Genomic DNA, 14,712 nt, shown 5'->3' with positions numbered 1-14,712 from the left:
TAGTATTTCCGTTGAGCTACTGCTAAATCCTCAATTCTAACACCATTGCCGACAAGTAAGAGGAGGACTAGGAAAAAATCCCCCTCCCTAAAGGTCAAGCTGGTTAAACTTGAGGTTCTAAACGGGCATAGAAGACACCACGAATTTTAACATCCTTTGGTTCCTCCGCACCTAGGTCTGTGGAGGAAGGCTGTTCACTTTCAAACACACCGCCGATTTCCCCTGTTTCCCCATCCACCTTGGTGATTTTGAGGGAAATCTGTCCTTCTCTTACCTCAGCTAGTTTGATGTTGCCACGCATGTACTCTTCCTTATCGGCGGCGGCGGGTAAGCCCACAGCACTATCATAACCGCTACTGAGGCCACGGGCACGGGGATCTAAGAAGGAGGCGCCACGGTAGGGGGGCACCTTGAATTTGCCAGTGAAGTCGGCGGAGGTGTTGACTGCCGTGAAGCCTGGTTCACTCTGGGCCACCAGTTTCTTAATGGTAAACATAAAGGGCACCTGTTCGCCACCCGGCAGTTGTACAGTCACCAGTTGGAAGTCAATCCCGTCTTCCTCTGTGAGGGTTAATACTCCATTCTCATCCAATGTCAGGGTGCCCCGCATTTCCGTTAAACTGGTAGTCTGTCTAGTTAGCAGTTTGCCCTTGACAAATTCTCCCTCTTGTCTCTTGGTGCCCTCCTCCTTGACAAAAAACTCCTGAGGTTCCAAACACATGTCTACTACCTGCAGCGGCTTGTCTGGCGAAATCGGTATACTCCCCCGTGTGTACTCTGATATTTCCGGACACTTGTTGGCTAATCCCGTGCCCAGAATTTCATCATAGGTGAGTTGACGAGGGTCCTTTGCCTGTACTGCCTTTTCGCTACAGGCATTTAAAAACCCCAGGCAGAAGATAAGAAAAGCCACTAAAAGGCCACGTACTCTCATAAATTAACCTCTCTTTTTCAATTTTCTTTAAACTTTTTCAAAAGGGTTAATATTCTCTCCCCTGTTATTAGTTAGTCGGTTTCCATTTATCGTGATCTACTTTATCAAATCAGGAGTACTTCTATACCATTTTTTCCCCTCCCCCCAAACTCTATTTTTCAACCCCCGCCCCATGCCCCTATTCTCTTTATTTTTCTTTGCACTAATTAATAATCTGTTACAATTTGCCAGTAGCCTCAAATAAGGTCAGCTTGGTAGATGATAACGGCCAGAAGGGCGGAAAAGATGGTAATTGCAAGGGCGACTAGTGGATTTTGACCCTGGCCCACGGCATAGGAAGTCACAATACCTGCACCGATAGCCGCTGTCAATGCTGCACTGACTAAGTCTTTTTCCCTATACATATTTCCCTTGTTTGCTATATCAGTTACATTTCAAATTAACATCTTTTTTTCGGCCAAAATACCTTTCTTTAGAATTATTAATATTTAGCCACATTTTTTAACAATTTCCGTTTTATACCCAAAATTAAGCCAGTTTTCATTTAATTTCGATATAGTTGTCCCAGTACTACTTCCCTCTTGGCGCCAGTAACCTGAGGCAAATTGCCAGGATAATTCTGAAGATGCCAATAGGCAAGGATGGCAAAGGCAATGGCTTCCTTAAATTCACTGTTAATGCCAAAATCATCACTTGTCAGCAAACGACACTGGGGGAGATGATATTGTAGTCTTTCTCGCAAATACAGATTTCGGGCACCACCACCGGCTAGAATGACATCCTGGGGTAGAGAGGGCAAAAAACGACGATAACTTTCGGCAATAGAGGCGGCAGTCAATTCCGTTAGGGTAGCCAGGAAGTCAGCAGGGGAAAGATTATACTTGTCGGCATCCAGACGACACTGACGTAGGTATTCCAACCCAAAAAGTTCTCTACCAGTAGATTTTGGCGGTTTTCGGCGGAAAAATTCCTGTTTTAGCCACTTTTTGACCAAAGCCTCACAAGGCTTTCCTTGACGACTCCATTCCCCGTTTAAGTCAAAATGAAGTTGATTATTAGTCAGCTGTTGTACCGCTAGGTCTATTAAAACATTTCCAGGGCCAGTATCAAAACCAAGGATTTTTTCTTGCCAATGGAAAAGGCTAGTGGGAGGGAGATAGGTAACATTGCCAATACCACCGATATTTTGCAGACAACGATGACGGTGAGGGTGACGATAAAAACAAACATCTATCTTAGCCACTAAAGGGGCCCCTTGTCCTCCCTGAGCTATGTCTGCTACCCTGAAATTGCTCACCGTGTCTATACCTGTCAAACGGGCAATCACATCTCCCCTCCCCAACTGTAAACTATACCCCAATTGATTTCTCTTGGGTGGTTGGTGGTATACTGTTTGTCCATGGGAGCCTATCAGGTCTACCTTTGTGTTAACTGGAATTATATTGAGGGCGGCCCTGGCAAATTCCTCAGCTATGGTATAATCCAAGCGGGCCAACTCCTCTACGGATAGACGCTTACCCCCACACACTGCTAAAATCTCTTCTCTCACAGATGTCTTATAGGGGAAGGTTTGTCCTGCTAATAACTTCACTTGTATCTCCAAACCCTCTCCTTCTATATCCACCAATGCCGCATCAATGCCATCTACGGAAGTGCCACTCATTAATCCTATTACCTTCATTTTTACGGTTGTATTCAGTTGCATTATTTACCTGATCATCTCTATTACCACAAGACGGTGATATAATTTTTACGAGCCAATACTTCTTGAGAAGAAAATGCAGGCTTGCGAGGAGAAAATAAGAGGATTTATCGAGGGGAAAAAACAGTATATTGTGCCGGTTTTCCAGCGGCCATATAGTTGGGAAAAAAAACAGTGGCAACAACTATGGGATGATGTTTTCGAATGCTACCTGAGTGAAGGGAAATACCCTCATTTTTTTGGATCTATTGTTACCGCAGCGCAGAAAAATCAGCAAGAAGCCAATAATAGGCTAAGTAAATTTATTCTAATAGATGGACAACAGAGACTAATTACTGTTCAAATTCTCCTATCTGCCATTAGGGATAGGGCAAGGGAGTTGAAACGCGATAGTGGATTGGCTCAAGAAATCCATGAGGAATACCTTATCAATCGTCATGAGGCTAACCGCAGCGATGACTATTATAAAATAAGACCTTCTAGGGTGGACCGTAGCTGTTTCTATACTGTAGTTGGAGGAATCAAAAAATTCAAAAAATACTCTCATATATACAAAGCCTATCACTTTTTTAGGGCAAAAATAGGAGAACATTGCCTGACGGAAGAGGAGCTAAAAGAATTGACAAGTACCCTACTGGTTAACTTTAAAATTATCAGTATATCCCTGGGAGCTCAAGATAATCCGTATCTTATATTTGAAAGTCTAAATGCCAAGGGGCAACCCCTAAGTCAAGCTGATTTGATCCGCAACTATTTATTGATGGAAATACCAGAGGAGGAAGCAGAAATAGTCTATGACAAATATTGGAGTAAAATAGAGTACGAAATCAGGGATGAACTTACAGATTTTCTTCGTCTATTCCTCACAAAACAGGGACTACAGACAAAAAGAAACGAATTCTACTTTCAAGTAAAATCCCAGGTACACAAGAGAAAATGTCAAGAAGAGGGGGTTAGGTTATACATAGAAGAAATTTATAGATTTGCCGAATATTATAGAAAATTTATAACTCCAAACGAAGAGGATGATAAAGAGATTTCCCGCTGCCTAGAAAGAATAGGAAAGTTGAGGATCAGTAGTGTTTACTCTCTCCTGTTAAACTGTTATGATTATAGGCAGAAGGGATTAATAGGCAAAGAAGAATTTGTTAAAGTTTGCCAGCTTCTAGAAAACTTCCTCATTAGACGCTTTGTATGCCAAATCGATACAAGGGAATTGTCAGATTTGTTTCCCTCAACATGTAAACAAATTAACACAATGGTAGAGGAGAATCAGCTAGGCGGAGGGGTGTTGTTGAAACTGTTGATAGACAAATTTAGTGAAAGGAAATACCCCACTGATGCTTCCTTCAGAGAAAGTTTGTATGGGAGGGGGATATATAAACACAATAAGAAAGATACAGTTATGCTAATACTGGCATCCATAGAAGAGTATATCAACCCCGAAATAACAATCAAATTTGATAACCTAAGAGTAGAACATATAGTCCCGGAAAAACCAGATGACTGGTGGCGAGATTATTTAGGACAAAATGAGCTGGATAGGGTTAGGGTTTGGATTAATTCCCTAGGAAATCTGACTATATTAGAGGATAACATAGGACTAAAACTTAGCCCCTTCGCAGACAGAAAAAAATGCATCACTGAAAGCAAATTGCAGTTAAATCGCTACTTCAAAAATATAACAGAGTGGGGGGATAAGGAGCTCAAAGAAAGGGCGGAATATTTGGCAGATATTTGTCTGGAAATTTGGCCAGATTTCAGAAGGAAAAATAACAACGATTGAGACAAAGGAGGTACCTAGGAACTGTATTATAACGGGTTTACGGAGAAGAAGATTGATGCTACAATGGCACTAGCGGAGTGGTGGAGTGGGAAGAAAGAATGCAGGCAGTGGACTATACACTAGTAAAATTCATAGAGGGGAAAAAACAGTATATTGTCCCAAGGTACCAACGTCATTGTAGCTGGGAAGATGTTGAGTATTTATTGTAACAAAAAGACGAAGAATACAAACATTTTTTCGGGACAATAGTTGTTGAAGAAGATAACAATAGTCATTCGAAATAAATGGCTCAATATCACATAGTTTACGGACAACAAAGGCTGATGACTGTTTCTATTTTCCTGGCTGCCATTGCCAAAAGGGCAAAACAGTTGGATTCGGGCAGTAAATTGGCTGGGGGAATTAAAGGGGATTACCTGGTTAATCGTCATGGGGAATAAGGCGGAGAATCATACTACAAAATAAAACCATCTAAGAGGGATAAAGAATACTTTGAGACGATTATAGATGTAGGAGTTGGTAGAGAAACAGGGGAGAATGAGAAAATATCAAAGTGCTACAACTTCTACAAGCAAAGGACAAAAGAACATGATAAAACTAAACTGGAACAAATAAAGAAGACTCTCCTACACCGGTTTAAAATTGTTTCTATTCAGATAGGAGAAAAGGACAACCCCTGTTCTATACTTGAAGGGACTACATCTGGGCAAAGCCGATCTCATTCGTAACTGTTTGTTGGGATAAAGAATGAGAGGGAGGCGGATGAAATCTACAAAAAACACTAGCTTGACATGGAGGGAAAAGGAGAAAAATTGGGGTAGTTTTTACGCTTTTATCTGATGAAAGAAGGAGATCCCATCGGGGAAAATGAGCTCTATATCAAGACAAAGGAGAAGGCAAAAATGGGCGTGGTGGAATACATAGAATCCTTGTCTAAGTATTCAGAATACTATCACACTTTCCTCCCGTAGAAAGAGAAAAACAAGAAAATATCTAGGTGTATGGAAAGAATAAAAAGACCGGGCATCAACAGCGTTTATGTGCTTCTACTGAAATGTTATGATTATTGGCATTCCGAACCGAAGATGATTAGTGAGGAGGATTTTGTTAAGCTCCTTAAAACCGTTGAAAATTTCTTGGTAAGACGTTTTGTATGTAGGTTAGACACCAGAGATTTGCCAGAGTTTTCGCCTCATTATGCAGCGAAATAAAAGAGAAAGTAGAAGGAAAATCTGTGTAGGATAGGGCAAGGGAACTCATAAGGGGATTAGTAATAGAAAAAGGGAGATATCCCAAGGACAATGTTTAGAGAAAGTATAATCGCCAAGCCAGTATACTCCAGCAACAAAAGGAAGGCAGTTAGATTAATATTGGGGTCCATAGAAGAACACAACGTCGGCAAAGAACTCAATTTCAATAGCCTAGAAGTTGAACATATAATGCCGGAGAAATTAGACAAGTGGTGGAAAGAACATTTGGGAGGTAATTGGAACATATTCCATGAAAGATGGGTAGATTGCTTGGCCAATTTAACCCTAGTAATTAGCAACAAGAAAAAGGGAAGTAAACAACAAAAACAACATCGAGGAATCAGCCCGTTTTGCAAGAGTAGGGATAATATAACAAGTGGGGAGGATTTGGAGTTGAATAAAAGTCTGAAGGGACTGACAGAGTGGCGGGAGGAGGAACTCAAAGAAAAGGCAGAATATTTGGCAGACACTTTTCCGGAAATTTGGCCGGATATTAGAAAAAAATAGGATAATAAAAACAACAGTCACTATGATTTTTGGGAAATGGCGGGGATGAGGAACATGGGGAAAAAGAGATAAAATGGATTAAGTACAAACACTCAGACAGTGAGAAGCATGGAAGAATTGCAGGATATAAAAATCCCGCCAAAACAATTAACCTACATAAAGAGGGAGAAAAAATCCTACTCCAGCCTGATTTTCATCTCTCTGGCGGCAGCACTGTTTGGTGTTTTCTCTAATGTACACTGGTTGGGATTTACTGGTGCAGTCTTAACCCTTTGCTTCTCCCTGATTCAAGTCATCCCCCCAGTAACGGAATGGATTAGGACTTTCCTCACCCCCCAAGAGAGACAAACCCTTATCGGTTTCATCGGCTTACTGATAGCCATTCTTGTGATTTTTAAGTATATAGGGGTATACGAGCAAATAAACCGCTGGTTGACCCAATTCAAGTATGACGAATTTGGCTCCTGGGCGGAATGGGTGGGGGCCCTAGGACAAATTATGATCGCCATTTTAGCTGTCTATGTAGCATGGCAACAGTATGTAATATCTAGGGATTTAACTATACAACAAAATCGCATAACCCAGCAACAAACCATTGATGCGTACTTCCAAGGAATTTCAGACTTAGTACTGGGACCGGATGGGTTGCTAGAAGATTGGCCGCAGGAAAGGGCTATTGCAGAAGGTCGTACTGCTGCCATTCTCAGTAGTGTTGACGCATCGGGGAAAGCTAAAATACTACGGTTTCTCTCTCGTTCCCGTCTTATCACCCCCTTAAAACGAGACAGTCACCTAGGGAGGCCCATCCTAGACGGTAAGGGAGGCTATGAGGAAGACAGGGAAAACGGTATGCGAGTAATCAATTTGGGGGTGTCACTGGCAGGTTGTAATTTGAAGGGGCAAGATTTGCGTTGGATAGATCTGAGTGATGCTAATATGGTTAGGGCGGACTTAAGTAAGTGCGATTTGGCAAAAAGCAATCTTTCCCGCACTATCCTCTACGAGGCAAATCTGACGGAGGCTAACTTGAAGGGGGTAAGACTATTCTATGGTGATGTGCGCACCGCCACTCCCCGCAGTCGCACAGAAAAACCTAACTATAAGACGGGGGAATATACTGGTGCAGTGGTAGAAAGGGCCAATTTTACTGGTGTTAAAAACTTGAGTGAAGAAAACCGTTACTATTGTTGTTGCTGGGGGGGTGAATACACTCGCTCTACTATACCAGGGGGGTGTGCAGGCATACCAGACTTGTTAAAAGAATACCGTCAGAAGGAGAAAGAGAAAGAGATGGAAAGAAAGAAACAAAACTCCCCCATCTCCACTGATGAAAACAGTTAAACCGGAGTATATGGGCGTGGAATAGCATCAAAAACGATTTACTATATCCCTGGCGCCAGCAATGGTTTCCGGAAAGACACCCACCATCAACGCAAACACCTCATCGGGAATTTTGGCGGCTGTTTCCCTGTCAAACCAATGCTCAAACTGATTTAGGATAATTTGTGCCCTTTGCCGAGGGATGGGATTGTCGGTGATTTGTTTCATTAACCTTACCCATTGTCTTCTTAACAAATAGGCACGACGTCTTTCCTCATAGTTTTTTGGTTTTAGTAACGACAATTTCCCCAAGGCAATAGCATCACACACGTCTTGGTCAAAACACCCCCCAATGACGGCCCCTGGCCCGGCAAATTCGGCATAGTATTTTTTTATTAAAATGATCCCATTTTTCCTTTTTGGATTAACTACCAACAGACTCTTTTCTCGCAAAAATTGCTCCAAAGCATACTCCTCAGAAATGGAATCCTGGGCCTCAAGATTCATAGGGTTTTCATCAATAGTAGACGTCTTTTACCGGGAACAAATAAGCTCAATAAATCTGTTTCCACTCGATGAATAGTATAGCCGTTGCCCAGATACAGTTTCTGCGCCCCTTGATTGCTGGCTAAAACATGAAGGTAAATACAGCCGTAGTTGTTTGCCTTGGCGATTTCCTCACATTTTAACAATAGACAGGTGGCAATTCCCCGACGACGGTATTTTTCTTTTACTGCCAAGTTAGCCACATAGGCATAACGATTGGGCTTTAGCCAGGGAAAACCCCTACGAAATGATAATTCTACAGTGCCCACTATCTCCTCAGATTCCCTCTGTTTATAGACGGCAACCAGACAAAAATAATCCGCATCCTCCTGTTGTAGACGTTGGCGCAAATCCTGGGCTACTGCCATTTTCACCAAGGGGTATATCCAAAAGGTGAATTTATTAAACTGATTAAAACAAAGAGTCAACACTTCTGCTATATCATTTATATCCCCCAAAACCGCCCTACGGCAAACAGTACGGGCTAGAGAAGGATTAGACACCGGAAAGTTGTGGGATTGCAAGGTTGGCCTACTACTGTTACCCATGGAGGGGAAATATACAATACCTCCCATTGTCTCCATTCTACAATCAATGGACCTCTCATCAACCTCCCCTCTCCGTTTTTCTTACATTTTCCTTTCTTCTTTAAATCGTTATATTGCTAATTGGTTAAAAATTTATTATTAAATAAATATTAAGAAAATACGGGAAGGAGAGCTGAAATGGGCTAAAATAAGGACAAAAAAGAGGGAAATTTTTCAGCAATAGACGACGGAACAAAGAAACATAAAAGTATAGAAAAAAAACAGGGGAAAAGATGAGCGAAAAAAATCACTATCAGATATTAATAATTGGGGGAGGCGCCGCTGGAATTACCGTGGCCGCCCAAATGAAAAAGAAAAAACCCTCTGTGGAACTAGCCATCATAGAGCCTTCAGAAACACACTACTATCAGCCGGCATGGACCTTAGTAGGGGGGGGACAATATAGGGTGGAAAAAACTGCCAGGCCAGAAGCCAGTGTGCTCCCCAAGGGGGTGACTTGGATAAAGGACTACGCCGTGAAAATTGACCCGGACAACAATCAGGTGACTGTACAAAAAGGAGACGTGTTCACCTACGACTATCTGGTAGTATGCCCCGGGATCACCATAGATTGGGACAAAATCAAGGGGTTAAAAGAGTGTTTAGGCAAAAACGGGGTCACCACCAATTATACCAAGGATACAGCCCCTTATACCTGGGAGCTGATTAATAATTTTAAGGGGGGTACAGCTATCTTCACCTTCCCAGCGGGTGCCATCAAATGCCCGGGGGCTCCCCAAAAAATCATGTACATGGCAGACGACATCTTCCGGAAAAATGGCGTCAGAGAGAAAACCCACATCATCTACGCCAACGCCATGGGGAAAATGTTTGGGGTTCCTGCCTACAATGCCCCCCTAGAAAGAGTAGTAGAACGTAAACAAATCGAGGTCAGATACGGCTACAACCTGATAGAAATCCGAGGCGACAAGAAAGAAGCGGTTTTCGCCACTACTGACGGGCAAACTGTTACCCTCAACTATGACATGATTCACGTCGCCCCCCCTATGACTACCTACGATTTCATCAAACAAAGTCCTCTGGCCAATGAACAGGGATGGGTGGATGTGGATCAATACACTTGTCAGCACAAGAAATATAAGAACGTGTTTAGTCTGGGAGACTCCTCCTCCCTACCCACCTCGAAAACAGCAGCCGCCATCCGCAAAGAAGCACCCGTGGTGGTGGCCAATATATTAGCCCTCATGGAAAAGAAAGCCCCCACAGAAACATACAATGGCTATGCCTGTTGCCCACTGATTACCGGCTATGGCAGGGTTATCCTTGCAGAGTTCGACTATAACAAGCAACCCCTACCCAGTTTCCCCCTCGATCCTACCAAGGAAAGATATAGCATGTGGCTGGTGAAAAAATATGTCCTACCCTGGTTGTACTGGAACAGGATGCTAAAGGGGGAACCCTTTGAGCCAGACATGTGGCGTTTCCTATTGCCCAAAAATCAGGCAGTATCTGCCACCCAGGTTTCTCAGTAGGCATTTGGGCAACAGAATATGTCCGCTGCCACCCGGCGTAGACGCAGGGCATTAGTCACCACCGAGATGGAAGATAGTGTCATAGCCGCGCCGGCAATCATTGGGTTTAACAGAATACCCCAAGAGGGGTAGAAGACACCGGCAGCCACGGGAATAGCAATCAGGTTGTAAGCATAGGCGAAGAAGGGGTTTTGACGGACATTCTCCATGGTGGCCTGACTCAGTTTGATGGCAAATACCACGCCAGTTAGGTCACCCCGGGTAAGGGTGATGTCGCTGGCGGCCATTGCTACTTCTGTGCCGGTGGCTAGGGCTATGCCTACATCTGCTAGGGCCAGGGAGGGGGCATCGTTAATCCCATCCCCCACCATGGCCACCTTCCCCCCTCTCGGTTGACTTTGCCGGATTTCCCGTAGTTTGGCCATTTTCCTCTGGGGCGACAGGGAGGCAAAATACCTTCTAATCCCTAGGGATTGGGCAATCCTAGCAGTGGTTTTCTCGTTATCCCCTGAGAGTATAACTAAATCTAGTCCCATTTGTCGCAACTGGTCAACTGCCAAAAAGGTAGAGGGTTTCAGGGCGTCGGCAAAGGCCATTACTGCTTGTATTTGTTCATCTACAGCAATCCAGACAGTGGTTTTGTCCAGGGAGGCACATATATTTTCCACCTGCGTGGTGTCAACTCCCAAACTTTGCAACCACTGTTTATTTCCTAGCTGTACCAGTTTTCCCCCTACCACCGCCTGAATGCCACCACCGGGGGTAACCTGAATCTGGGAAACGTGCTCATTTTGGGAGTTAATGTCTACCCCTTGTTGTTGGGCATATTCTCTAATAGCCTTGGCAAGAGGATGTTCAGAAAAAGACTCCACCGCAGCCGCCACTTCCAAGATTTGCCTTTCTGTTTCTGTTCCCCTGAGGGTGATAAAATTAGTACACACCGGCTTGCCCACACCTGAGTGCCCGTTTTGTCAAAGACGACAGTTTTCACCATCCTGGCAGTCTCTAGACTCTCGGCAGACTTGAATAAAATGCCATGTTGGGCAGCCAATCCCGTAGCCACCATGATGGAAGTGGGTGTAGCCAATCCCAAGGCACAAGGACAGGAGATGACTAAAACATTGATGGAGGTAATCAAAGCCATATTGAAATCTCCTCCCCACAGCCACCATCCCAGAAAGCTGAAGAGGGAAATGGCAATTACCACAGGCACTTTCATAACCAGTAACCCTATCGGCAAATTTCTCACCTGAAGAGCTTTACTAACCGTGGCTAGTCTCACTAACTCTATGATTTGGGCCAAAACGGTATCCTTCCCTATTCTGGTACAACCGCCTACGGAAACTGCCCGTTTGATTGATGGTGCCGCCAATTACCTCATCCCCAACCCCCTTTTTGACAGGAAAAGATTCACCAGCTACCACATGCTTTCATCAATGGTGGAATATCCCATGACAATTTCCCCGTCTACGGGTATCCTCTCCCCTGGCCGGACTATAATTACATCATCCACCTGGAGAAGGCTCAACAGGAATTTCTATCTCTTCACCACCCCTTATCACTGTGGCCCTTTGCGGCAACAACTGCATTAACTTCTCAATGGCCGAGGCGGTTTGTTGTTTAGCCCTTGCCTCCAGAAACTTCCCCAACAGTACAAAGGTAATAATCACGGCCGCCGCCTCGTAATACACCTCTCCCCCTTTTTCAAACCACTGGGGATTTATTGTAACAATCATAGAATACAGATAGGCTGCAGATGTCCCCAGGGCAATGAGGGTATTCATGTTTAAACTCCTGTGTTTAAGTCCAGAAATTGCCCCCACAAAAAACGAATGGCCACACCAAAACATTACCGGGGTGGTCAAAACCAGTTGCAGCCAGCGTAACCCCGCAGAAGCATGTCCCATTCCAGTCATCATGGGCAGGGAGGTAACAAGCAAAATAACACTAATTGCCCCACCCACGATTAGTTTGCCCATCGTCTCCTCATCCACTCCCGTTTCTCCCTCCGCCACCACCCTTTTACCACCCGCTGAATAGCATTAAAATCCGTCACCGAGGCGTCATAGGTAACAAGGGCCATCTCCCACGCACAATTCACCACGCACTCCTTTACCCCCCTCAGCCTACTTATTGCCCTCGAAAGGATCTCCCCACAAGAAGCACAGACCATCCCCTTCCGGGGTTGAACCCCTCCCGTATTATTCTTCCCATATTTTCATACCACTAAGTTTTACAGGTTGTCAATTTCATTTTAGAGGGAAAGTTAAGGTAAAGGACTTTTACAATTTGTTAAGATGACGTATAATCCGTACAAGGCACAAGAGGGGAAATCAGAATTTTAGTGTTGGCAAAGACTCTCCTGTGGGGAGAAAAACAACCGCCCCTCCAGGCATGCTCGGAATAGAACAGGTAGATCTTGTTTTTTTTTTGTAATCTAAAGAAACACTATCATGGTCAAAGATCTAAGCAAGTATAGGAACATAGGCATATTTGCCCACGTAGATGCAGGAAAAACCACCACTACCGAAAGAATCCTGAAATTAACAGGGAAAATCCACAAAATGGGAGAGGTCCACGAAGGGGCGGCTACCACCGACTTCATGGAACAGGAAAGGGAAAGGGGCATCACCATTCAGTCGGCTGCTACCACCTGTTACTGGAAGGGGCATCAACTGAATATCATCGACACCCCTGGACACGTGGATTTTACCATTGAAGTGTATCGCTCCCTCAAAGTCCTGGACGGAGGCATTGGCGTTTTCTGTGGCTCAGGGGGAGTTGAACCTCAGTCGGAAACCAACTGGCGCTATGCCAACGATTCCAGGGTTGCTCGTATTATATATGTAAATAAACTAGATAGAACGGGGGCAGACTTCTTCCGGGTGGTAAAGCAAATCGAGGAAATATTGGGGGCTAAACCCCTGGTAATGGTGCTGCCCATCGGGGTGGAAAATGACTTCAAGGGGGTAGTAGAACTGTTAACCCGGAAGGCTTGGATTTGGGACGATTCTGGCGATCCCATGAACTACCGCATCGAAGAGGTGCCCGACTATATGAAGGACCAGGTGGAGGAATATCGGGAGCGTTTGATAGAAACTGCGGTAGAACAGGACGACGAGATTCTGGAAAAATACCTAGAAGGGGAGGAACCCACCGTAGAGGAACTGAAAAAATGCATCCGCAAGGGCACTATTAACATGTCCTTCTTCCCCACCTTCTGTGGCTCCTCTTTCAAAAACAAAGGGGTGCAGTTGGTGTTAGACGGGGTGGTGGACTATCTTCCCGCACCCAATGAGGTAAAACCACAACCCATAATCGATTTGGAGGGTCATGAAACGGGAGACTATGCCATAGTTGATCCCAACCTGCCGTTGAGAGCCTTGGCCTTCAAGGTTATGGATGACCGGTATGGAGCCCTCACCTTTATACGGATTTACTCCGGCCGCATCGAAAAAGGCATGACCGTCCTTAACACTGCTACTGGCAAGACTGAACGCATTGGCCGGATTGTGGAAATGCATGCCAATGAGCGTCAGGAGATAGAATCAGCCCAGGCAGGGGATATAGTAGCCCTGGTAGGTCTGAAAAACGTCCAAACCGGCCACACCCTCTGTGACCCAGAATCCCCAGCCACCCTCGAACCCATGGTATTCCCCGATCCAGTTATTTCCGTGGCTATCAAACCCAAACAAAAAGGCGCCAACGAAAAGATGATCGCCGCCCTCACCAGAATGGTACAAGAAGATCCCTCCTTCCGGGTAGAAACTGACCAGGAAAGCGGTGAGACCATCATTAAAGGCATGGGCGAATTACACCTAGAAATCAAAGTAGACATCCTCAAACGCACCTATGGTGTAGAGGTAGAGGTGGGCAAACCCCAAGTAGCCTACAGGGAGACCATTACTAGAGCAGTACAAGACAGCTACACCCACAAAAAACAAACCGGAGGGGCTGGACAATTTGCCCGCATTGACTATATCATAGAACCAGGCGAGCCGGGGTCCGGATTCCAGTTCGAGTCTCGTGTTACAGGTGGCAACATACCTAGGGAGTTCTGGCCCGCAGTACAAAAGGGGTTTGAGGCTAGTAAAGAGAGGGGTGTATTGGCGGGCTACCCCTGTGTGGACTTCAAAGTAATCCTCACTGACGGCGCCTATCACCCTGTGGACTCCAGTTCCATCGCCTATGAAATTGCCGCCCGTGCCGCCTATCGTCAATCCATCCCCAAAGCCGCACCCCAACTATTAGAACCAATTATGAAAGTAGACGTCTTCACCCCAGAAGCCCATGTGGGAGACGTCATTGGTGACTTGAACCGTCGTCGCGGCATGATCAAATCCCAAATGTCCACCCCCACTGGCGTGAGAATCAAAGCCGAAGCGCCCCTCAGTGAGATGTTTGGCTACATCGGCGACTTGCGCACCATGACTTCCGGCAGAGGACAATTTTCTATGGAATTTTCCCATTATGCCCCCTGTCCTAAAAATGTAGCCGAAGAGGTCATCCGGGAGGCCAAAGAAAGAGAACTAGCCCTCGCTAAGTAGAATAATAAAACACCCCCTTTTCTGTTTGTCTCCCCCAGTG

Annotated in this window: 11 protein-coding genes and 1 pseudogene; 6 read left to right on the top strand and 6 right to left on the bottom strand. The window is 44.9% G+C overall.

Annotated features, from left to right (window positions below; translation table 11 throughout):
- Nucleotides 1–103: 103 nt before the first annotated feature.
- The 3 genes from IGQ44_09350 to IGQ44_09340 form a co-directional block, all read right to left on the bottom strand.
- Nucleotides 104–934: a photosystem II manganese-stabilizing polypeptide gene (locus tag IGQ44_09350; protein ID HIK38183.1), complete on the bottom strand. Its 831-nt coding sequence runs from the start codon at nt 932–934 to the stop codon at nt 104–106.
- Nucleotides 935–1,170: 236 nt separating this feature from the next.
- The gene (locus IGQ44_09345; GenBank protein ID HIK38182.1) at nt 1,171–1,338 is read right to left on the bottom strand and encodes a hypothetical protein; all 168 of its coding nucleotides are present in this window, start codon (nt 1,336–1,338) and stop codon (nt 1,171–1,173) included.
- Between the two features lie 140 nt (nt 1,339–1,478).
- Nucleotides 1,479–2,615 (bottom strand): anhydro-N-acetylmuramic acid kinase, encoded by a 1,137-nt coding sequence (locus IGQ44_09340; GenBank protein HIK38181.1) that lies wholly within the window; start codon nt 2,613–2,615, stop codon nt 1,479–1,481.
- Nucleotides 2,616–2,712: 97 nt separating this feature from the next.
- Here IGQ44_09340 and IGQ44_09335 point away from each other — a divergent pair, with 97 nt between their 5' ends.
- From IGQ44_09335 to IGQ44_09320, 4 genes are all read left to right on the top strand, one after another.
- Nucleotides 2,713–4,422, top strand: coding sequence for a DUF262 domain-containing protein (locus IGQ44_09335; protein HIK38180.1), 1,710 nt, complete (start codon nt 2,713–2,715; stop codon nt 4,420–4,422).
- Between the two features lie 284 nt (nt 4,423–4,706).
- The gene (locus tag IGQ44_09330) at nt 4,707–4,862 is read left to right on the top strand and encodes a hypothetical protein (protein HIK38179.1); all 156 of its coding nucleotides are present in this window, start codon (nt 4,707–4,709) and stop codon (nt 4,860–4,862) included.
- A gap of 861 nt (nt 4,863–5,723) precedes the next feature.
- Nucleotides 5,724–6,179, top strand: a complete 456-nt coding sequence (locus IGQ44_09325) for an HNH endonuclease (GenBank protein HIK38178.1) — start codon at nt 5,724–5,726, stop codon at nt 6,177–6,179.
- A 108-nt stretch (nt 6,180–6,287) separates the two neighbouring features.
- Nucleotides 6,288–7,520: a pentapeptide repeat-containing protein gene (locus tag IGQ44_09320; protein ID HIK38177.1), complete on the top strand. Its 1,233-nt coding sequence runs from the start codon at nt 6,288–6,290 to the stop codon at nt 7,518–7,520.
- Between the two features lie 27 nt (nt 7,521–7,547).
- Here IGQ44_09320 and IGQ44_09315 read toward each other — a convergent pair whose 3' ends face one another.
- Together IGQ44_09315 and IGQ44_09310 are read right to left on the bottom strand one after the other, a co-directional pair.
- Nucleotides 7,548–8,006 (bottom strand): hypothetical protein, encoded by a 459-nt coding sequence (locus IGQ44_09315; protein HIK38176.1) that lies wholly within the window; start codon nt 8,004–8,006, stop codon nt 7,548–7,550.
- Nucleotides 8,003–8,548, bottom strand: a complete 546-nt coding sequence (locus IGQ44_09310; protein ID HIK38175.1) for a GNAT family N-acetyltransferase — start codon at nt 8,546–8,548, stop codon at nt 8,003–8,005. The genes IGQ44_09315 and IGQ44_09310 overlap by 4 nt, the downstream gene beginning before the upstream one ends.
- A gap of 317 nt (nt 8,549–8,865) precedes the next feature.
- Between IGQ44_09310 and IGQ44_09305 the strand changes: the two genes are divergently transcribed.
- Nucleotides 8,866–10,125 carry an NAD(P)/FAD-dependent oxidoreductase gene (locus IGQ44_09305; GenBank protein HIK38174.1) on the top strand — a complete coding sequence of 420 codons (1,260 nt, stop codon included), beginning with the start codon at nt 8,866–8,868 and terminating at the stop codon, nt 10,123–10,125.
- Here IGQ44_09305 and IGQ44_09300 read toward each other — a convergent pair.
- Nucleotides 10,119–12,298, bottom strand: a pseudogene (locus tag IGQ44_09300) (heavy metal translocating P-type ATPase). The gene IGQ44_09305 and the pseudogene IGQ44_09300 sit on opposite strands and share 7 nt — an antisense overlap.
- A 280-nt stretch (nt 12,299–12,578) precedes the next feature.
- Between IGQ44_09300 and IGQ44_09295 the strand changes: the two are divergent.
- Nucleotides 12,579–14,672 carry an elongation factor G gene (locus IGQ44_09295; protein ID HIK38173.1) on the top strand — a complete coding sequence of 698 codons (2,094 nt, stop codon included), beginning with the start codon at nt 12,579–12,581 and terminating at the stop codon, nt 14,670–14,672.
- Nucleotides 14,673–14,712 lie beyond the last annotated feature (40 nt).

The sequence above is a fragment of the Geminocystis sp. M7585_C2015_104 genome, assembly GCA_015295805.1.
In the GTDB taxonomy this organism is placed as follows: Bacteria; Cyanobacteriota; Cyanobacteriia; order Cyanobacteriales; family Cyanobacteriaceae; genus DVEF01.
Note: the sequence above shows the minus strand (reverse complement) of the source record. Positions and strands in the feature narration are given on the sequence as shown.